At 51.0% G+C, this 20,445-nt stretch carries 14 protein-coding genes; 9 read left to right on the plus strand and 5 right to left on the minus strand.

Going from position 1 to position 20,445, the window contains the following annotated elements; all coding sequences use genetic code 11:
- Window positions 1-121: 121 nt before the first annotated feature.
- The gene (locus tag BLS44_RS11230) at window positions 122-2,707 is read left to right on the plus strand and encodes a glycoside hydrolase family 95 protein (protein WP_245729185.1); all 2,586 of its coding nucleotides are present in this window, start codon (window positions 122-124) and stop codon (window positions 2,705-2,707) included.
- 68 nt (window positions 2,708-2,775) lie between these two features.
- Entirely contained in the window at window positions 2,776-4,305 is a 1,530-nt protein-coding gene (locus tag BLS44_RS11235) for a sulfatase (RefSeq protein ID WP_090390152.1), read from the plus strand.
- A gap of 234 nt (window positions 4,306-4,539) precedes the next feature.
- Here the strand turns inward: BLS44_RS11235 and amaB are convergent, their stop codons facing one another.
- Window positions 4,540-6,069, minus strand: a complete 1,530-nt coding sequence (gene amaB / locus BLS44_RS11240; protein ID WP_090390153.1) for an L-piperidine-6-carboxylate dehydrogenase — start codon at window positions 6,067-6,069, stop codon at window positions 4,540-4,542.
- A 492-nt stretch (window positions 6,070-6,561) separates the two neighbouring features.
- Between amaB and BLS44_RS11245 the strand changes: the two genes are divergently transcribed.
- The 6 genes from BLS44_RS11245 to BLS44_RS11270 all read left to right on the plus strand — a co-directional run bounded on the left by BLS44_RS11245 (window position 6,562) and on the right by BLS44_RS11270 (window position 13,357).
- The gene (locus tag BLS44_RS11245; protein ID WP_090390154.1) at window positions 6,562-7,437 is read left to right on the plus strand and encodes an AraC family transcriptional regulator; all 876 of its coding nucleotides are present in this window, start codon (window positions 6,562-6,564) and stop codon (window positions 7,435-7,437) included.
- Window positions 7,438-7,637: 200 nt separating this feature from the next.
- Window positions 7,638-8,579: a dihydrodipicolinate synthase family protein gene (locus tag BLS44_RS11250; RefSeq protein WP_245729186.1), complete on the plus strand. Its 942-nt coding sequence runs from the start codon at window positions 7,638-7,640 to the stop codon at window positions 8,577-8,579.
- A 25-nt stretch (window positions 8,580-8,604) separates the two neighbouring features.
- Window positions 8,605-10,092, plus strand: a complete 1,488-nt coding sequence (locus BLS44_RS11255) for an aldehyde dehydrogenase (NADP(+)) (RefSeq protein ID WP_090390155.1) — start codon at window positions 8,605-8,607, stop codon at window positions 10,090-10,092.
- A gap of 89 nt (window positions 10,093-10,181) precedes the next feature.
- Complete coding sequence (locus BLS44_RS11260) at window positions 10,182-11,183, plus strand: 4-hydroxyproline epimerase (protein WP_090390156.1); 1,002 nt, start codon at window positions 10,182-10,184, stop codon at window positions 11,181-11,183.
- A gap of 120 nt (window positions 11,184-11,303) precedes the next feature.
- Window positions 11,304-12,542: an NAD(P)/FAD-dependent oxidoreductase gene (locus tag BLS44_RS11265; protein WP_090390157.1), complete on the plus strand. Its 1,239-nt coding sequence runs from the start codon at window positions 11,304-11,306 to the stop codon at window positions 12,540-12,542.
- Window positions 12,543-12,817: 275 nt separating this feature from the next.
- Window positions 12,818-13,357, plus strand: coding sequence for a hypothetical protein (locus BLS44_RS11270; RefSeq protein WP_143019737.1), 540 nt, complete (start codon window positions 12,818-12,820; stop codon window positions 13,355-13,357).
- Window positions 13,358-13,430: 73 nt separating this feature from the next.
- Here the strand turns inward: BLS44_RS11270 and BLS44_RS11275 are convergent, their stop codons facing one another.
- Together BLS44_RS11275 and BLS44_RS11280 are read right to left on the minus strand one after the other, a co-directional pair.
- On the minus strand, window positions 13,431-15,866 hold the full coding sequence (locus BLS44_RS11275) for a glycoside hydrolase family 95 protein (protein ID WP_143019738.1): 2,436 nt from the start codon (window positions 15,864-15,866) through the stop codon (window positions 13,431-13,433).
- A gap of 50 nt (window positions 15,867-15,916) precedes the next feature.
- Complete coding sequence (locus tag BLS44_RS11280) at window positions 15,917-16,819, minus strand: alkaline phosphatase family protein (protein WP_090390160.1); 903 nt, start codon at window positions 16,817-16,819, stop codon at window positions 15,917-15,919.
- Window positions 16,820-17,139: 320 nt separating this feature from the next.
- On the opposite strand from BLS44_RS11280, the gene BLS44_RS11285 reads away from it, so the two are divergent.
- Complete coding sequence (locus BLS44_RS11285) at window positions 17,140-17,535, plus strand: hypothetical protein (protein ID WP_143019739.1); 396 nt, start codon at window positions 17,140-17,142, stop codon at window positions 17,533-17,535.
- Here BLS44_RS11285 and BLS44_RS11290 read toward each other — a convergent pair.
- Together BLS44_RS11290 and phnY are read right to left on the minus strand one after the other, a co-directional pair.
- The gene (locus BLS44_RS11290) at window positions 17,505-18,821 is read right to left on the minus strand and encodes a DUF5690 family protein (protein ID WP_090390162.1); all 1,317 of its coding nucleotides are present in this window, start codon (window positions 18,819-18,821) and stop codon (window positions 17,505-17,507) included. The genes BLS44_RS11285 and BLS44_RS11290 overlap by 31 nt on opposite strands.
- Window positions 18,822-18,993: 172 nt before the next feature.
- On the minus strand, window positions 18,994-20,439 hold the full coding sequence (gene phnY, locus BLS44_RS11300) for a phosphonoacetaldehyde dehydrogenase (protein WP_090390164.1): 1,446 nt from the start codon (window positions 20,437-20,439) through the stop codon (window positions 18,994-18,996).
- Between the last annotated feature and the right edge of the window lie 6 nt (window positions 20,440-20,445).

The following is a 20,445-nucleotide window of genomic DNA, read 5'->3' on the forward strand; positions in this document are numbered from 1 at the left end:
AGCGCTTACGGTAATCAGCAGGAAACATACAGCGCTCCGTCATTGCCCGGGAGAAACCTTATCTTCGTTCTGAATGCGCTGCCATACAAAAATAAAAACAGATAGAAAACGAAAATTGCCAATGCGGTTTTGGGGGATAATGATACTGCTCCTTTGTGGAGGACCGGCATTCTCCCAGGACAATAAGCAGGAGCTTTACTACAACAAACCCGCCAAAACCTGGACGGAAGCCCTGCCGGTGGGTAATGGTTTTATGGGGGCCATGATCTTTGGAGATCCGGTGAAGGAAAGGATCCAGCTCAATGAAAGTACGCTCTATTCAGGCGACCCTGCAACCAACTATAAGGTGCCTTCGGTACGCGAACACTACAATGCGGTAATGGAGCGGATGCGTGCGGGCAGGTATGCCGAAGCACAGGGCCTTATTACCAAACAGTGGCTGGGCAGGGCATTACAATGTTATCAGCCGATGAGCGACCTCCTCCTGGATCTGGAGTACAATGGTGCCGTTAAAGATTTCCGGCGCTACCTGGATATTTCAAACGCTGTTGCCGGTGTGGAGTATACGGTGGGAGCCACGCGCTACGAACGCCGGGTATTTGCATCCAACCCGGACCGGGTACTTGTATTGAAGATGAGCGCTGCAGGGCCGGGTACGATCAATGGAAGCATCCGGCTTACCACTCCGCATACGCCGGTAATGCAACTGACTGCAGAAGGAAATGCGTACATCTTAAATGGCCGTGCGCCGGGCTTTGTATTAAGGAGAAGCCTGGCACAGGTGGAGGCTGCGGGCGATCAGCGGAAATACCCGGAGCTCTTTAACCTGGATGGATCAAGGAAACCCCTTGCCAAAACAGTGCTCTATGCAGATGAAGCCAATGGCCTGGGAATGTATTTCCAAAACAGGATCCGGTTTACCCATACCGGGGGTGAAATGATGATCAGGGAAGGGCGGATTGTTGTAAAAGGAGTGCAGGAGCTGGTACTGTATATAACCGCGGCTACCAGCTTTAAGGATTTTCAAACCAGCCCGGCCTTATTTCCGGAGCTGGCTGCAGAACGCACCCGTGCGCAGATGACAAAACTCCACAGGTTCAGTTATAGCGCATTATTGGGACGGCATATAGCCGACTACCGGCAATTATTTGACCGGGTACGTTTTACGTTAAATGCAAAAAATAAACAGGCGTTGCTGCCAACAGATCAGCGGATCATGAACTATGCAAAAGGCAGCGATGAAGACCTGGTAACCCTTTTCTTCCAATATGGAAGATACCTGATGATAGCAGGATCCCGGGTGGGCGGACAGCCCTTAAACCTTCAGGGCATGTGGAATGATAAGGTAATACCGCCCTGGGCCAGTGCCTATACCACCAATATCAACCTGGAAATGAACTACTGGCCGGCGGAGCTTACCAATCTTTCCGAATGTCATCAACCGCTTTTTAAAGCCATAAAGGAATTGGCCGTAAATGGTAAAGAAGCCGCGCTCCGGATCTATGGCAACCAGGGCTGGATGGGGAACCATAACATGAGCATCTGGCGCGAGGCCGATCCTATTGATATCTGTGCCTGCTCTTTTTGGCCGATGGTGGCAGGATGGCTTACCAGCCATTTATGGGAGCATTACCTTTTTACCGGTGATAAAACGTTTTTAAAAACAGAGGTATACCCGCTGCTGAAGGGAGCAGTGCTGTTTTATAAAGACTGGCTCATTCCCAACGGGGAGGGTTACCTGGTAACACCGGTGGGACATTCGCCGGAAAATGCATTTGTATATGACAGCGGGCAAAGCTCTACCCTTAGCCCGGGACCTACCATGGACATGGCCATCATCAGGGAAAGCTTTTCGCGTTTCCTGGAAGCTCAGAAAGCACTGGGCGTTGAAGATGCTTTAAAAACGGAGATTGAAGCAAAGCTGGGCAAACTGCTGCCCTACCAGGTGGGCTCCTTTGGACAGCTGCAGGAGTGGCAATGGGATTTTAAAGAGCAGGATGTACATCACCGCCACCTGTCGCATCTATATCCCTTTCATCCCGGCAACCAGATCACACCCAATAGCAGCCCGGTACTGACCGGCGCGGTAAAGCGGGTGCTGGAACGCCGTGGCGATCAGGCTACCGGCTGGTCTATGGGATGGAAGGTAAATCTTTGGGCCCGCCTGTATGATGGCAACCGGGCATTGAGCATCTTATCAAAGCTCATTCACCTGGTTAAGGAAGATGACCCGGCTTTTTCCGGTTCGGGGTGCTATGCCAACCTGTTTGATGCCTGCCCGCCTTTCCAGATAGACGGCAACTTTGGCGCTACGGCAGGGATCACCGAAATGCTGTTACAGTCGCACGACGGCTACCTGCACCTGTTGCCTGCATTGCCGGACAAATGGGCGCAGGGCAGCATAAAAGGTATAAAAGCCCGCGGTGATTTCGAAGTGGATATCAGCTGGGCGGGCCATCAGCTGACAGGCGCCCGGATCATTGCAAAAAAAGGCGGTATCCTCCCCATAAAGAGCCCGGTGGCGCTGCGGGTAAAAGGTGGCCGGCTTTTAAAGGGTGCGGCAAAAAATCCAATGATGGAACCCATCCGGACTACCGGCTTCCTGGATCACTCCCGGCAGGAAACAACGGCTTTTGTACAGCCGGCAGGATATACTTACTATTTGAGCACAAAAGCAGGGGAGCAGCTTATTTTAGATGCTCAATGAAAACGGCGGCGGGATGATCATTTGAATAAATGCGGAAATACTCCGAACTTTCGAGCTAAACTATTTTTATGATGCGATTGTTCACCGGTATAGTGCTGTTGCTTTTAACAACGGCAACCGTTGCCGGGCAAGGTAAAAACCCGGGACAGCGTCCCAATATCATTTTGTTCCTGGTGGATGATATGGGATGGATGGATACTTCGCAGCCCTTCGGGGACTCGGTGATGGCCCTTAACCGCAGGTTTCATACCCCCAATATGGAGCGCATGGCCAAAGAAGGATTGTTGTTTCACCAGGCATATGTAAACCCGGTTTGCACACCAACGCGTACGACTTTGATGAGCGGGATGAGTGCTGCAAGAACACATATCACCAACTGGACATCGATTACACCCGGTACCCCCACAGATTTTAAGGATGACCAGCTGCAGGCGCCCCGGTGGAATGTAAGTGGTTTAAGTACCACGAATGAGCCCAACACCTATTTTTGCGCCAGGCCGCTTGCCCGGCTGCTGAAAGATGCCGGTTATTTTACCATTCATGTGGGAAAAGCACACTGGGGCAGTTTGGGTACCAGTGGAAGTGATCCGATGAACCTGGGCTTTGTTGTAAATATAGCCGGCGCTTCACTGGGGCATCCGCAAAGCTATTACGGACAGCAGAACTTCGGCAATATGCCCGGTAAAACCACTTTTAATGCGGTCCCCGATCTACAGGCGTTTTATGGTAAGGATACTTTTTTAACGGAGGCGTTGACGCAGAAAGCCATGGCTGCGATGGATTTCCCTATCGCAAATAAAAAACCGTTCTTCCTCTACCTCGGGCATTATGCCGTACACCTGCCCATTCAGCCGGATAAAAGGTTTGTGGATAAATACCTGGCTGCGGGTCTTGACGCTACGGAAGCAGCATACGCTTCCCTGATCGAAGGGATGGATAAAAGTTTGGGGGATATCATGCATTACTTAAAAGAAAGAGGAGTGGAGAAAAATACGGTTGTCGTCTTTATGTCGGACAACGGCGGCCTGGCCAACACCGGCAGAGGCGGGGAACGTAATACACAGAACCTGCCCCTGCGTGCGGGTAAAGGCTCTCCTTACGAGGGTGGCATCCGGGTGCCCCTGATGGTTAAATGGCCCGGTGTGGTAAAACCGGGCACGAAAACCAATAGCTATGTAAGCGCCGAGGACTTTTTCCCTACGGTGCTCGAAATAGCCGGTGTTCCGTTAAAGACAGCCATTGACGGTGTCAGTTATGTACCGGTTCTGAAAAATCCTTCCGGTGTAAGGAACGGGCGTCCCTTATTGTTTCATTATCCCAACCGCTGGACGGCTAATGAAGACGAGGGCTATGCCTGGTCCGGCGCTATGCGTTTGGGAAAGTGGAAGCTGGTATATTTGATGAAGCAGCAAAAGCTGGAGCTCTATGATATGGAAAAGGACCTCGCAGAGCAGCATGACCTGGCTGCCTCCCACCAGCAACAGCTGAAAGCGCTGGCAAAACGGTGGACGCTGGAGCTAAAGCGCCGGGGCGCTCAAATGCCTGTCTGGAAAAACAGCAATAAACCCGTTGTATGGCCAGACGAGTTGGTGCGGTAAGTAAAAAGATCATTGAAGGTTCAATGCCTTTTGCAATTTCAGTGTCGGGATATTCGCATATATTGGGTTAATGCTTGCCAGCAGTTGAACCCCCAATGGGGTTATAACCCGATAGCCGTCGGTTTGTTTGCTTTGTTACCCGCGCTCTTCTGCTGCATATGCAAATATTCGGAACAATATATATGCTGTACCTTATAAAACCCGGGCGCGTTTGCTCTGCTGTGTTTTTCCCGGTCAGATATTGAACTCGATGCCCTGTGCCAATGGCAGATCCCTGCCGTAATTAATAGTATTGGTCTGGCGGCGCATATATGCCTTCCATGCATCTGAACCGCTTTCACGGCCGCCACCTGTTTCTTTTTCTCCTCCAAAGGCGCCGCCGATCTCTGCGCCGGAAGTACCGATGTTAACATTGGCAATACCACAATCCGAACCCGCAGCGGAGAGGAACAACTCCGCTTCCCGGAGATTTAAGGTCATAATGGCGGAGGACAGACCCTGCGGTACATCATTCTGCATTGCGATCGCTTCTTCGATCTCACGGTATTGCATAACATACAGGATCGGGGCAAAGGTCTCTGTTTGTACAATGGAAAAGCGGTTTTCAACTTTGGCAATACAGGGCTTTACATAACATCCCGAAGCGTATGCTGCGCCTTCCAGCACTCCTCCGTCCACAATAAAGGTTCCTCCTTCTTTTTTGATGGTATCCAGGGCATTCGTGTAATGTGCAACGGCATCTTTGTCAATCAGCGGTCCCACATGATTTTGAGCCTCTAAAGGGTTCCCGATCTTCAGCTGGGCATAGGCGCCTTTTAGTTTTTCGGTAAACCGGTCAAAAACGCTTTCATGGATGATCAGTCTCCGCGTAGTGGTACATCGTTGCCCGGCGGTACCCACCGCACCAAATACCGCACCCATAAGGGTCATATCCAGGTCCGCATCTTTGGAAACGATAATAGCATTGTTGCCTCCCAGTTCCAGCAGGCATTTGCCCAGCCTTGCAGCAACAGCGGTATTAACTGCTTTTCCCATTCTGGCAGAACCGGTTGCCGAAACCAGCGCTACGCGCGGGTCTCCGGCCATCCATGCTCCGGGATCCTTTCCCCCCTGTACAAGATTGCAAAGCCCCCCGGGTAAATCATTCCTTTTGAATACTTCGGAAAGGATCCGGAAACAGGCCTGCGCAGACAAGGGCGTTTTTTCGGAGGGCTTCCATACACACACGTTTCCGCAGACCAGCGCGATCATGGCATTCCAGCTCCATACGGCTACCGGGAAATTGAATGCAGAAATGATCCCCACAATGCCCAGGGGATGCCATTGCTCGTACATCCTGTGGCAGGGCCTTTCAGAATGCATGCTTAGCCCATATAGCTGGCGCGACAGCCCTACGGCAAAATCGCAGATGTCGATCATTTCCTGCACCTCTCCGCGCCCTTCCTGCAGGCTTTTCCCCATTTCGTAAGAAACCAGCTTTCCCAGGTCATCTTTGTAGATACGCAAGGCTTCGCCGATCTGCCGGACGATCTCGCCGCGCCGGGGTGCGGGAACAGTCCGCCAATACAGGAAGGCAGACTCTGCTCTGGAAATAACAGCATCATACGCTGTCCTTGTAACGGTTTGTACGGTTGCTATTGTTTGCCCGTCAACGGGCGACCACACGGTAATGCGATCCCCGGAACCAGGCATAAAATCAATGCCGTCAGAAGCTCCCGGGTTTTGCTCACGAATAGAGAATGTTTTTAAAATATCGTTTATCATAACTTTTAGAGTTTGTACGTTACTAATTTAGCTATCGGGCGCCGGGTGTTAAATGCCCCGCGTAATTGTCCGGCGCCTGACTTTTTATATCCTTTCTATCTTCGTTTGTGAAGTAGAGGTGCGTTCAACGATCTTGTCTGCATTGCCCGTTTCAAAGCCTTCAGGCAGCTGTGCAAACTGCGGTGTACCTTCTTTCTGCAAACGTCACATAAGAGCCCGCGATCAGCTTCTTTTGGCCCCTGACAAAGGTAGCTTATCATTGCAGTAACGGCGGAACTTTGCAGTAATTTTCCGTCCGGAGGGCTTTTTTGATCCCGTTCCGCCCTGTTCGGCTTAAAACTGCGATCTTTCTGAAATGTATTGAAGGCCCGGGGGTATTGACGCCAGGGGCATACCGGGGATAACGGCCGCCGGAACCGAAGGCCCCGTTAAGATATGCTTGCCCTGGCAGGGTAGTGGGGTATCATTGAGTAATGTACGTATATTTATAGGATGAAGGTGTTGCAGTTTACAATCCCGGTTGTCCATGATCAGTCAGTTATTGTGCAGGAGGAACAGCTTCCCTATTTTTATCCCTACCTGCATCGTCATGCCGAGGTGCAGATCACTGCAGTTGTTGAAGGGGAGGGCACCCTGGTGGCCGGTACCAATATGTTTCCCTTTGGTCCGGGGGATGTATTTTATATAGGCGCAAACCACCCGCATGTATTTAAAAATAATGCGGGCTATTTTGAACCGGACCCGGTCAGCAAAGTACATGCCCTGACGGTTTTTTTTGATCCGGTTGAAAAGTTAAAGCCCCTGTTCAGTTTGCCGGAGATGCAGCTGGTAAAGCGTTTTTTTGAAGGGCACCTGGCCGGCTTCAAGATCCCCGGGCAGTATGGTGGCGACATTGCCGCGCAGATCCGCACCATGCTGGGCAAAAAACATATCTCCAGCATGGTAGGGTTCCTGGAACTGCTGAAGCTGCTGCACCTGGCGCAGCAATTTATTGAGCCGTTTGCTCCGGCCGTGATGGACGGCGTAAGCGAGAGCGAGGGAATAAAGATCGGCAATATCTATAATTATATTATGCAGCATTTCGACAAGGATATTACTCTTGAAGAGATTTCGGCAGTTGCCCATATGACGCCTCCATCTTTCTGCCGGTATTTTAAAAAGCAGACCGGGAATACATTTGTGGGTTTTTTGAACGAATTGCGCATCAACGAAGCCTGTAAAAAGCTGACAACACCAGGCGAAGATAATATATCAGGTATTGCCTATGCCTGCGGGTTCAACAGCATCACCAATTTTAACCGGGTATTCAAATCCATCGCGGGTGTAACCCCGGTAGTGTATCTCAAAAATTATAAAAGCAAGTTGTAGCAGCAGCCTTTCGTTCTTCGCCGTTGTGTTTGGCCCCGTTGGAGCATAAATATAAGAAGCGTTCGTTTATGCGTGATCGCCTTAAAGCCTCGGGTGCTTCTTCATGGAATTAACAGGTAAAATATGCCTGCAATGGGTTAAATAATTGTACTGCGGATAACTCCGGGACATATAATTTCACATTTCAAAAATATTAAAAGATGATGCTGTTTCAATGGAAGGGGGTAATGCCTGCAATAACAACAAAGTTCACCAGCGATGGTGAGCTGGATCTTGGTCTGTTTCAAGAGAACCTGGAAGCACAGCTTCAGGCGGGTGTAACAGGAGTCATCCTGGGTGGCACGCTTGGTGAGGCAAGTGTTTTGACCACCGGAGAAAAGGAGCGCCTTGTAAAATTTACGATTGAAAAGGTAGATGGCCGGATACCGGTGATCCTGAATGTTGCCGAAGGAAGCACCCGCCTGGCGCTGGAGCAGGCCGCATTGGCGGCCGCATGGGGGGCAGATGGCCTGATGCTGTTACCTCCGATGCGTTATGTGCCTGATCACCGGGAACTGGTTACCTATTTCAAAACCGTGGCAGACAGTACGGCATTGCCGGTCATGATCTATAATAACCCGAACGATTATAAAACGCTGGTGACCCTGGATGCTTTTGAAGCGCTGACTGCATGCCCCAATATCACCGCAATAAAAGAAAGCACCCGCGATGTATCCAATGTAACCCGCCTGCGCAACCGGTTTGGAGACCGGTACAGCATCCTCGGCGGGGTAGATACGCTTACATTGGAGGCGCTGGTTGCAGGGGCAGATGGCCTGGTTGCCGGGCTGGTATGCGCTTTTCCTGCTGAAACGGTAGCGTTATACGAGCTGGTAAAAACCGGTCGGATTGCTGAGGCGCTGGAGATCTACCGGTGGTTTATGCCCCTGCTGGAGCTGGACATTCATGTAAAGCTGGTGCAGTATATTAAGCTGGCCGAACAGCAAACAGGAATCGGCAGTGAATATGTACGTGCTCCCCGTCTGACACTTGTGGGGGAAGAGCGGGAGCAGATCCTGAATATTATTAACAGGGGTATTGCCACCCGGCCCGATGTGTCGCATATTATCGGGGGCAGGAAGGGGGGCGCATTTCCTGTTTGATCCGGCCTGAATTTTAAATTAAGTTATGTTTAGAGATGCTATAGCTAAGGAGATAGAAGAAGTAATGGGTAATGCCCGGAATGCTTTTGCCATTTACAGCAAAACCACGCTCCGGGCCCGCGCCGGTTTTATGAGGGCTATTGCCCGGCAGGTAATGCTTTTAGGCGATGAGCTGCTGATAACGGCAGGTGCGGAAACCAACCTGCCCGGAGCCCGGCTCCAGGGCGAAAGAGGCCGGACCGTTTTTCAGCTGGATGCTTACGCGGATGCCTGCGAACGGGGCGACTGGCTGGAAGCCCGTATTGATACGGCCGCTCCTGGAAAAGTGCCGCCGAAACCCGATATCCGCAAAATGATGGTGCCCCTGGGGCCGGTAGTGGTCTTTGGCGCCTCCAACTTCCCTTTTGCCTTTTCCACGGCCGGGGGGGATACGGCCACGGCGCTTGCAGCCGGTTGCCCGGTAATTGTAAAAGCTCATCCGGCGCATGCAAAAACCAGCACGCTGGTAGCGGAAGCCATCAAAATAGCGGTTGCGGAATGTGGTTTGCCCGATGGGGTATTCGCGCATGTACACGGGGCTTCGTTCGACGTGGGGGCCGCCCTGGTAAAGCATCCTTATACAAAAGCCGTAGGCTTCACAGGGTCTTATGCGGGCGGTAAACAATTGTTCGATTGGGCCGGTCAGCGGAAAAGCCCCATCCCGGTATTTGCGGAAATGAGCAGTATTAACCCCGTATTCCTGCTGCCGGAGCAATTAAAGACCCGTGCGGAGGAACTGGCAAAACAACTGGCCGTATCGGTTACCTTAGGCGCCGGCCAGTTCTGTACCAATCCCGGGCTGATCATTGCTGTAGAGGGCGAAGATTTAACCCGGTTTGTGAAAACGATGGCCGCCGAGATCAGGTTAGCTGTTCCTGCAACGATGTTGCATGAGGGGATCAGCAATCATTATTCCGAAAGTAAAGAACAGGCGCTGGCGCAGCCGGGGGTTACCCTTGTTGCGGCTTCGGATGCCGATCCGGGTCAGCAGCAGGCCCGGCCGGTTATTGCCGCTGTTACAGCGGAAACGTTTCTGGCTAACCCCGTTTTACACCGGGAAGTGTTCGGCCCGTATTCTTTGATCATAAAATGCCGGGACCTGGAGCAAATGACGGTGGTGGCGGAACAGATGGAGGGACAACTCACGGCTACCCTGATGGCTACGGATGCGGACATGAACAATAACGGGCCGCTGGTTGATGCTGTGCAGCATTTTTGCGGCCGCTTTATTCTCAACGGTGTTCCTACCGGTGTTGAGGTTTGTTTAAGCATGCAGCATGGAGGACCCTTCCCTTCCACAACCGACTCCCGGTTCACTTCGGTAGGGGCCGATGCCATCAAACGTTTTGTAAGACCGGTTGCTTTCCAGAACTGGAACAACCATCTGTTGCCGGATGCATTAAAAAACGAGAACCCGCTGGGCATCTGGAGAACCGTAAATGACGTGTTGAGTAAAGAACCGTTAACAAGTTGACCGGTTAACAGGCGGACAGGACTGTTTGCTTTTTAGACGGTCCCATCACCTTGTAAACTTGTCAACCCATTAACTTGTCAACCTGAAATATGAAACATATATTCGATTGCATTGATGCCCATACCTGCGGCTGCCCGGTACGCCTGGTGGCCCGCGGTGGTCCCTTGCTGAACGGGAATACCATGATGGAGAAACGGCTGCATTTTATGGCGGAGTACGACTGGATACGCCTGGGGCTGATGTTTGAGCCGCGGGGCCACGATATGATGAGCGGCAGCATTTTGTATCCGCCCGCAGATGCGGCCAATGATACCGGGGTACTGTATATTGAAACAAGCGGCTGCCTGCCTATGTGCGGGCATGGCACCATAGGTACGGTAACCATTGCAATAGAAGAAGGATTGGTGGTCCCCAGGGTCCCCGGCAAGCTGAAACTGGAAACCCCTGCGGGCCTGGTCCTGATCGATTATATGCAGGAAGGCAAAAAAGTAAAGACGGTAAAGCTGACGAATGTAAGCTCCTTTTTATACAAGGAAGGTCTTACGGTAAACTGCCCGGACCTGGGTGAAATTGTGGCGGACGTAGCATATGGCGGCAATTTTTATGCGATTGTGGATCCGCAAAAGAACTTTGCCGATATCAGCAGCTTTACGGCCGCGCAGCTGATCCATTATGGTAAATTGATCCGCAAACTCCTGAATGAAAAATATGAATTTGCGCACCCGGAAAATGTCAATATTCATGGCCTTACGCATATTCAGTGGACGGGAAAGCCCACAAGACCCGGTTCTACGGGCAGGAACGCCGTATTGGTTGGTGAAAACGCCCTGGACCGTTCCCCCTGCGGAACCGGCACATCGGCAAGAATGGCGCAATGGTATGCGAAAGGGAAATTGCATCTGGGCGATACTTTTGTTCACGAAAGTTATATCGGTTCGCAATTTATCGGGCGTATAGAAGAAGCAACTGAAGTGTCCGGCAAAGCGGCTATCGTACCTTCCATTGAAGGATGGGCAAGGATTTATGGTTATAATACCATCTGGATTGATACGGAGGATGACCCTTATGCAAAAGGGTTCCAGGTGCTGTGATCACCGGGTTTTGAGAAGAACGGCCGGTGCTCTTTTGTACCAGGCAAAGGAGCATTGCCGACAATTACGGGGGAAACCGGCCCGGGAGGTATTGCTCCGCCGGATGCATAAAAAATAAAAATGAAAGTAGTTATTATAGGTGCGGGTATTGCAGGATTGTCGGCCGCTTATTATTTGAATAAGGAAGGGTGGGATGTACAGGTGCTGGAAAAAGGCGATGGGCTGAATAATTGTTCTTATGGCAATGCCGGTATGATAGTGCCCAGCCATTTTACCCCGTTAGCAGCGCCGGGCATTGTATCGCAGGGTATCAAATGGATGCTGAGCAGTAAAAGCCCTTTTTATGTACGGCCATCGCTGAATCTCTCTTTGCTGGATTGGGGCATCCGGTTTTTAAAACATACCAATGAAAAGCATGTGAGTCGCAGTGCCGGGCCGGTCAGGGATCTGAATCTTTACAGCAGCAGGCTTTATGATGAGCTGGCTGCCACGCCGGGGTTTGATTTTGAGCTGCGGCAAAACGGTATTATGATGCTGTACAAAACAGCGGCGATGGCGCATGAAGAAGCGGAGCTTGCCGAAAAGGCACAACGGCTGGGCCTGGAGGTAGCAGTGCATGATAAAAACGGTATCCGGGAGTTGGAGCCGGGTTTGGAAATGGATGTTGCCGGAGGGGTGTTGTATCGATGTGATGGTATCCTGTACCCGCCGCAATTGATGCGACAACTGACCCGGCAGCTTCTTTCAGCGGGTGTACAGATACACTATCAGACAGAGGTGACGGGGTTTAAATCATCCGGCAGAACATTAACGGAAGTTGTTACAACAAAAGGGGATTTTAAAGCGGATGAAGTAGTGGTGGCAACCGGCTACGAGCTTCCGGAACTTGCTTCCGTTCTGCAGCTGAAGCTCCCGTTGATGCCGGGTAAGGGCTACTCCTTTATGTACCACCCGGGGCCGGGCATATCGATGATACACGGGGCGCTGCTGCTGGAAGCACGGGTGGCCGTAACGCCTATGAACGGGCAGATACGCTTTAGCGGTACGATGGAACTGGGACCGGCCAATAATAAAATTTACAGCAACCGGGTAAGAGGAATTGTAGAAGCCGTACCCAGATATTTTCCGGGTTGCCGGCCTGCTTTTCCAACCGGTACCTGGTATGGTTACAGGCCTTGCCCGCCGGACGGTTTGCCCTACCTGGGCCGTGTTAAAAAGATAAACAACCTGAGCATTGCCGGCGGGGGCGGCATGATGGGGCTGAGCCTGGGGCCGGCTTATGGTAAAACAATTGCAAATATTTTGTCGGGCAAAGACACGGCCACCCAGATTGAGGTATTTAACCCGGACAGGTTTTGAGAACGGATAGGGAATAGGGCATGCATCCCCAGGGCAAATACATCTGATTTCAGCATTGCTCAGCTCCGGAGGAGTGGTATGTTTATAGCAATATGCTGTTTTGATTACCCCGGCTCCTGTAGGAGCCGGGGTAATACCTTGTTGTAAACACGAGGTACTTACAGTGCCTGCAAATGCTTCCGGTGCGCTCTTTTCACCCAATTTAGATGCGTTTGCCCTACGTGCAACCCGGCGGGCTAAGGTTTGAAAGGCAAAATGCTGATGGATCTGAACGGATGGCAAATACCTATGGCTTTAAATGGGGAGAGCAGGGGGACCAGGTTCAGTTTATAGCCGGCAGAACAATGGAAGTTATCGGTAAAAAGAACAATATCCGTTCAATAAAGGCGCTGGATCAACCGGGTTTTGTCGGCGCAAAAGAATTTGAGATCACCTTCGATAAAAGCCTGGATACATCGGTGCTCATCCGCGGGAACCGGTTCGTGAATGCTTTAACGAATATGTTCCAGTTTACCAATGCTGTTATCTCCATTTACCCGGAAATACCGGAACTGAAAAGGCAGCGCCGTTACTTTCATTCCGGTATCAGGATCGAAAATAACGTGTTTGAAACATTTGACCGGCCGCTGGTATATGCGAAGTCTGTAGATGGTTTGCGCTTCAGCAATAACAGGATTATTACCAATAAGGAATACCCCGCTTTTCATTGGAATCATTATCCCTTCCTGTTTGAGCGGGTGATCAACTACAAACTTTCACAGAACAATTTTGATTTCAATTTTAACCCGGAAAAAGATGTGAAAACAAACCCATAATACCCGTGGGCGGGGGGCTGGGTGGTTCGCATAGAACCGGCAGTCCGCCCGGTGCGGAAGCGCTGCTGCTTCCTTACATTTGCGGTGCCCGGTTGGGGTTAAATACATACTGTTTCTGAGCCCGGGTTTCTATGGTTTGAGTTACCGGACCATACCTTAGCCTGCAGGGGCCTCCGTTCCGGGAGAAGATAGCTGCGCTGACCAGCTTTTTATCCTTCCACTTCATATTGACCACGAACCCGCCGCGGGCTACAAGTCCTTTTACCTCGCCGGTAGCCCAATCATCCGGAAGTGCGGGCAGCAGCTCAATAAACCCCTGGTGGCTTTGCAGCAGCATTTCTGCCATGCCGGCAATGACGCCAAAATTCCCGTCAACCTGGAAAGGAGGTCCCGCGTCAAACAAATTATAATAAGTACCGCCACCATCGTTGTATCTGGTATCCATTGATTGGGTAGGTCGCAGCTGGGTGTTTAAAATACCCAGGGCCCTGTTACCGTTGTGCAGTCTTGCCCACAGGGCAATTTTCCAGGCAAAGGTCCAGCCCACACCGCCATCGCCTCTTACTTCCAGCGATCGTCTTGCGGCATCGGCGAGCTCAGGCGTTTTGGTGGACGTGATCTGGTTGCCCGGGTACAGCGCAAACAGGTGTGATAAATGCCGGTGGGTAGGCTCTGTCTCTTCAAAAGGGTGTGCCCATTCCATTAAACGCCCGTCGGGAGCGATCTGCGGGGGCAGCAGGTGTTGCAGGGCCTGCTCCAGTTTCCTCAAAAAATCATCCTGGCGCATACCCAGTACCCGGGATGCTTCCAGCGTATGTGTAAAAAGATCATAGATCACTTCCTGGTCATGGGCAGGGCCCATGCTGATCTGTGCAATGGAACCATCGGGTGCCTTGAAACTGTTTTCGGGTGAAGGGGAGGGTCCGGAAATCAACCGGCCCGTTCGGGGGTCTTTTACCAGCCAGTCCAGGTAAAAAAGGGCGGCATCTTTTAACAGCGGATAGGCGCTTCTCAGGAATACCTGATCACCGGTAAAAGCGTAGTGTTCCCATATATGCTGCATGATCCAGGCGCCCCCGCCTATATGCATGCCCCAGCTGGCGCTTTCGCCCGGCGATGTATAGCCCCACACATTGGTGATGGGGTGCAGCACCCAGCCCTTCATGTTGTACTGGATACGGGCCGTTTTCCTGCCGGGTTGAGAAAGCGATCGGATCAGGTCCATCAGGGGTACATGACTCTCTGATAAATTGACCACCTCCGCCGGCCAGTAGTTCATTTGCACATTGATATCAGTGTGATAATCTCCGTTCCAGGGTGTTTGGATCTTATTGGCCCAGATGCCCTGCAGGTTGGCCGGAAGCCCGCCGGCGCGCGAGGAGGAAAGCAGGAGGTAACGGCCAAACTGGAAGTATAAGGGATAGAGCGCCTGCTCATTTTTTGTACCGGCATGCTTGCTTACCAGTACGTCGGTGGCTAATGTGCGCCCTGTGTTATTTAGCTGAAAACTGACGCGCTTCATAAAGCTGCTGAAATCGTTTATATGGGCCTGCTTAAGCGCTGCATATGTTTTGGCGGTGGCCCGGCGGGTGATAGCGTCCAGTTCGTTTTCGAAACGGGTATTGTTATAATCCGGGTAGTGCAGGCGATAGCTCGTTTTGGCGGTAAGTACAAGGGTTACGGCGTTCGCATTCCTTATCTGCAAACCACCGGCAGTGGGATGCAGGCTGCCGCCGGTAAGCAGGGGCGTAACAACTGTTTTGTATCGCATGCCGTTGCCGTTCCTGCCATTGTCCAGAACGCCTTCCATGATAAGGCACCTGTCATTTAAGGAAGTGGTGAATTTCTCCGGGCGATCAATGCTCATGTCAAAATTAAGGGAGCCGGGCTTGCCGGCCGTAAGCCTTATCACCAGCGCCTTATCCGGGTGGCTGACAAAGGCTTCACGCGTATATACCACGCCGTCCTTCGTGAACCGGGTAAGCGCAATGCCGTTGATCAGATCCAGCTCACGATAATAGCCGGTATAGGGACTCTGACTGTTGAAATTGAGCCACAGGTCGCCCAGGGTCTGAAAACATCCGAAGGGCACTTTGGCGCCGTTTCCACTACCCGATCCTTTTTGGGAGGTGATCTGGGTTTTATTGGTAAGCTCCGTCGCTTCTTTATATTTTCCCTGGAAGAGCAGGGCTCTTATTTGGGGTAAATATTTTGCGGCTTCAGGGTTATCGCCTTCATCCATACTGCCGCTCCACAATGTCATTTCGTTGAGCTGGATGCGCTCCTTATTTACATCGCCGAAAACCATGGCTCCTATATGTCCGTTCCCGATGGGCAGGGCCTTCAGCCATTCCGGGTCGCTGTTCCAGCTGTTAAGATCGTCTTTTGCAAGGGCGCTGGCCGGACTGGTGTACCAAAGCTTTAACGTTCCGGAAGTTTGTGCGTTCCCGTTCAATAGCAGCCCCCCCGAAAGAAGGAAGCATATGATCCATGTCGTTCTTATATTCATGCGGCAAGTATTTGGGCTGGGTAATAAACCCGCGTTTGATTTTTTAAGGGTCAACGTTTAAAAATGCCTTCCGGCACTGTGCCTGTCCAGCTTTTGGGCAACACGTCTGGTTTCAGCCCAAAGATCCGGGCAATTACCAGTGAAGTATTTTTATTGCTGTTGTATAGATCGGTTCGCCCCGTTTTTTTGATCCGGGGACCTGTAACTGCCCAGGGTACCTGCATTTCCTGCATAGAAGTGCCCCCGTGGCTTTTTTCCTTACCGCCGTGGTCGGTGATCAGGAAAAAATAAGTATTGTCATACAAATTGGCAGCTTTTAGCCGGGCCAGGAATACACCAATGGCGCTGTCGGCCGCCTTAACGGCCGATATATATTGCGGCGACATCCACCCATATCCATGGCCGGCATGGTCCGTATGCACACTATATAAAAAAGTAAGCGAGGGCCGGTTTTTATTGGCTGCAATAAAGTTGTAAGCTTTTGCGTAATTGCTGTCGTACCGGTCGTTGTATTGAAAGGATACCTCATCAATATGTTTTTTGTTCATGGAGTGAATAAGCTCGGCCCAGTTGTAGTAGAAAGCGGTCTTTACACCGGGGATTTTTTCTTTCAGTATTTTAAAGATGGAAGGGTAGTATCCCTCTGCATCTTTATCAATGGCTTCAAGGCTATGTTTGGCCACCGTCCAGTCGTTGCCGGTAACGCCATGCTCTTCCGGCCCTGAGCCGGTAAGGTGACTGGTCCAGTTGGGCAAAGTAACGGAGGGCATCACCGGTCTTGTGGTGGTGGATAATACGCCATCAGATACCAGCCTGTCAATATTGGGGTGGGAGATGTTGTTATAGCCTTCTGTGCTGAAGCCATCCAAACCAATAAGGACTACTCTTGTTTGGGCCCGGCTGCTAAAAGCAATGAAAAGCACTGCTGATAAAAAGATCGTTAAGCAATTCATTTTTATAATTTAATCTTTGGGTCGTTTTATTAGAGTGCATCGTTCATCAATGGCCCCGGCAGCCATTAACACATGAGCGCAGGTACCGTTTTTACCCGGGATCAGCTTTCACAGCAGATACCTCCGGTTACAAAGTAAGGGCAAATATATTCATAATCTGCATGAGGATCCTGCTTCGCAGGGCAAACGCATCTGATTTCAGCATTGTTCAGCTCCGGAGGAGCAGCGTGCTTATAGTAATCTGCTGTTTTATCAACCCGGCTCCTGCAGGAGCCGGGGTTTCCCCTTTAATATCCTGCTATAAACACGCGGCACTTACAGTGCCTGAAAATGCTCCTGGTGTGCTCTTTTCACACAATTTAGATGCGCTTGCCCTGTCCTGCTTCGGGCGCATGTTATATTCTTACGCCTACTCTTGGTGGCTTTTGCGTCAGAGCATAGGCAAACGCTTCATTGGCTTCTGCCAGGCTGAACGCTTTGGCAACCACTTTATCAAAACCGTAACAATTCCAGCTGGTGAACAGACAGGATCAATAAAAGCAGACCCTGTTTTTTTCAGGAAATGGTCCCCTGGTTTAAGGAAATATCAATTTCTCCGGATCCCTGAAAGAGGAGCAGCCTGGTTTTGTATGAAGAAGACAGGCAAGGCTGTTCCGGGGCCGTTGACGATTTTCCCGTTATATCTTTATTCCGATGGGTCCGGGGCTGGTTTGTAACAGCGGGGACCCGCTTTCCTGGCTTTGATCATCTTATTGAAGAACAGGGCCGTCAGCAGGAGGACAACGCAGGCAATAGCGGTTTCCAGGTAGGAAAAATGAATGAGGACCTTTGACCAGCTGTGGCTGGGATCAAAGCATTCCCTGTAGAGCAACAGCCCCACACTTCCCAGGTAGCCTATAGAGTCGCAGGTGTAAACAAAAAAGCCGGCGTTTGCTTTTACCCTAAAAATAGCAATGATGCGCTCAAAAAGGGCGATCTGTATCGGGATATAGGCAAGGAATAGTCCGGTGCCGAGGAGCAGCATCCACCAGAATGGCGTTATGTAATGAAATTGAAACAGCAGTGTTGAAAGCCCGCTAAGGGCAATACCCGCAAACAGGAGCAATATCACGCTCCAGAACCCTGTGATGCTGTTTTTAACTGCCGAAAGGCTTGCCACCGCCACCAGCACAACCAGTCCGGAAATGCTTTCGGTGATGGCGAAAACATTGTCCTGCCAGTTTTTGTCCAGCTCGTTCCAGATCTCCACAGAAAAATTATCCCTGAAATCGCGTAGCATAGTGAGTAAGGTGTAAACGATAATGATCCCGATCAAGCCCATGCGGTATTGCTTCCATACCATTTTTTTGTCCCCGTGGTTCATTGGTAATCTTTTGGCCCGGGAGCAGATGTCTTTTTCGGTTGGCGGGGGAATGGCGGACAGCATCCATACACAAAAAAGGAACACCGGCAGGAACAGCAATCCAATAATAGCCGGCAACCAGAATTCTGAGAGGAAAGGGAACCAGGAATGAATGGCCAGGTAGATGGTTTTAAGAAATCCCGAGGAGATGATCAGGCTGGTGCTAAGCCCCATGCTGAGTAGCTCCGTGAATCTTCGCCCTTCCAGGTAACTGAATATTACGCCCCATACCATGCCCAGGGGCAGGCCATTAATGAAGAGACAGGGGAAATTATACGGAGGCGGTATCAGTCCAAACAGCAGCAGCGATGCTTCCGCAATCAGGATCAGGCGGATGATCAGCTTTTGCCGGTTGCGGGGCTTCAATCCGCCAATGATCTTTACCCCGAGGAATTTGGATATCATATAGCCGAAAACCTGCGCTATGATCAGCACGATTTTATAATCAATTGGCCCGATATGATAGCCACTGTAGATGCCGGTGTTGAAGGGCTTTCTGAATGCGTACATACAGAAGTACGTGCCAAAGGCCGCCAGCATGCACCAACAAACGAAGAGGAAGTTGGAACGTTTTAATATTTGGTGAATGTTATGCATCATGGGGAAAACTTTAACCGCTTTTCTTTATTGGTCCTGCCCGGGCGTGCGCCGTTGTGCTTTTGGCCGCCGGTTGGCCGGGCGCAGCAGCACGCAGGGGCATCCGTAAAAGGACCGCTGTCAATGATGATCACGGCTGTTTGCCCGGCTTGTATTTTTGACAGGGATGGATGTACTACCACGGTAATGAATAGGTTTTTGTATACGAAAAGGCATTGATTGCCTCAATCACGCCCTCTTTTACTCCCAGGCCGGAGTCTTTTATCCCTCCAAAAGGGGAGCTCTCAATCCTGAACCCGGGAATTTCATTAATATTGACCGTTCCTACTTTCAGCTCCTTTATAAAGCGGAAAGCTGCGCTCAGGTTGTTGGTTACAATTCCTGATGAAAGCCCATAGGCGGTAGCGTTGGATAACAGGATGGCATCATCAATATCTTTGAAGGTCATGATCGGGGCCAGTGGCCCAAAAGATTCATTAACCACCACGGGCGCATCTCTCGGTACATCGCTGATGACGGTTGGTTCCATCAGCGCTCCATTGCGTTTGCCCCCCAGTAAGACCTTTGCACCGGAGACCTGTGCATTTTTTACCTGTTCTTCCAGGTGAATGGCCGCCTGCTCGTCGATAACCGTTCCAACCATGGTGTCCGGGTCTGCCGGATCGCCGCAGGTATAAGTGGCTGCTTTTGCTAAGAATTGGGCCGTAAAAGGCGCCTCCACCTCCTGGTGAACCAGGATCCTTTTTACGGCCGTGCAGCGCTGACCGCTGTTGCGGAAACAGCCTTCTGCTGCCAGCAGTGCGGCAAACTTCAGGTCTGCATCGTTCATAATAATAAGCGGATCGTTGCCGCCAAGCTCTAAAACGACCTTCTTATATCCCGCAGTTGCCGCAATCCGCTTGCCTACGGCCACGCTTCCGGTAAAAGAAACAATGTCTACACAGGAACTTTGTATAAGAGGGGCGGCAACCTCTTTTGTGGGACCCAGCAGAACGCTGAGCATGTAAGGCGGCAGGCCTGCTTCATAAAGGAGCTCGGTGATCCTGATGGCGGTGAGCGGCGTTTTTTCTGATGGCTTCAGGATCACCGGTGTACCTGCGGCAATAGCCGGTGCAATTTTATGGAGCACCTGGTTAAGCGGATGGTTAAACGGTGTAATGCAAACAGCCAGGTTTAAGGGCTCCCTGTTGGTGAAGATCTTTCGTTGCTTCCCGTTTGACGAAAGGTCACAGGAGAACACTTTGGCTTCATCCTTTATGCATTCGATAGATGCAAAGCGCAGCACATCTAAAGCCCTTCCCACTTCGTAACGGGCCTCCCGTATAGCCAGCCCCGATTCGGCAGTGATGAGCTGTGCAAACTGTTCGCTTCTTTCCTTAAGTAAAATTCTTGTCCGGTCAAGTATTTCGAAACGTTCATAGTGTGACAATGAAGTGTGGGCCTTCAGCGGGGCCTTTATAGCAGCTTCCACTTCGGCGGCACCTGCCAGGTGCACGATACCGACCACTTCATTGTTATATGGATTGAGCACCGTATGAGTAGCACCCTGGGGTACTCTTTGACCGGCTACATAGCAGCTTAGCTCCACGGGCCCCGTTTTTATTATTGCGTCCTGGTTCATATGACT

Source organism: Niabella drilacis (assembly GCF_900101395.1).
In the GTDB taxonomy this organism is placed as follows: domain Bacteria; phylum Bacteroidota; class Bacteroidia; order Chitinophagales; family Chitinophagaceae; genus Niabella; species Niabella drilacis.

Bases quoted from the DNA above. Each gene is read 5' to 3' on its own strand.
- BLS44_RS11265 (WP_090390157.1), top strand. From the start codon at position 11,304: ATGAAAGTAGTTATTATAGGTGCGGGTATTGCAGGATTGTCGGCCGCT.
- BLS44_RS11245 (WP_090390154.1), top strand. From the start codon at position 6,562: ATGAAGGTGTTGCAGTTTACAATCCCGGTTGTCCATGATCAGTCAGTT.
- BLS44_RS11270 (WP_143019737.1), top strand. From the start codon at position 12,818: ATGGCAAATACCTATGGCTTTAAATGGGGAGAGCAGGGGGACCAGGTT.
- BLS44_RS11280 (WP_090390160.1), bottom strand. From the start codon at position 16,819: ATGAATTGCTTAACGATCTTTTTATCAGCAGTGCTTTTCATTGCTTTT.
- BLS44_RS11290 (WP_090390162.1), bottom strand. From the start codon at position 18,821: ATGATGCATAACATTCACCAAATATTAAAACGTTCCAACTTCCTCTTC.
- amaB (WP_090390153.1), bottom strand. From the start codon at position 6,069: ATGATAAACGATATTTTAAAAACATTCTCTATTCGTGAGCAAAACCCG.
- BLS44_RS11275 (WP_143019738.1), bottom strand. From the start codon at position 15,866: ATGAATATAAGAACGACATGGATCATATGCTTCCTTCTTTCGGGGGGG.
- BLS44_RS11250 (WP_245729186.1), top strand. From the start codon at position 7,638: ATGATGCTGTTTCAATGGAAGGGGGTAATGCCTGCAATAACAACAAAG.
- phnY (WP_090390164.1), bottom strand. From the start codon at position 20,439: ATGAACCAGGACGCAATAATAAAAACGGGGCCCGTGGAGCTAAGCTGC.
- BLS44_RS11235 (WP_090390152.1), top strand. From the start codon at position 2,776: ATGATGCGATTGTTCACCGGTATAGTGCTGTTGCTTTTAACAACGGCA.
- BLS44_RS11230 (WP_245729185.1), top strand. From the start codon at position 122: ATGCGGTTTTGGGGGATAATGATACTGCTCCTTTGTGGAGGACCGGCA.
- BLS44_RS11255 (WP_090390155.1), top strand. From the start codon at position 8,605: ATGTTTAGAGATGCTATAGCTAAGGAGATAGAAGAAGTAATGGGTAAT.
- BLS44_RS11260 (WP_090390156.1), top strand. From the start codon at position 10,182: ATGAAACATATATTCGATTGCATTGATGCCCATACCTGCGGCTGCCCG.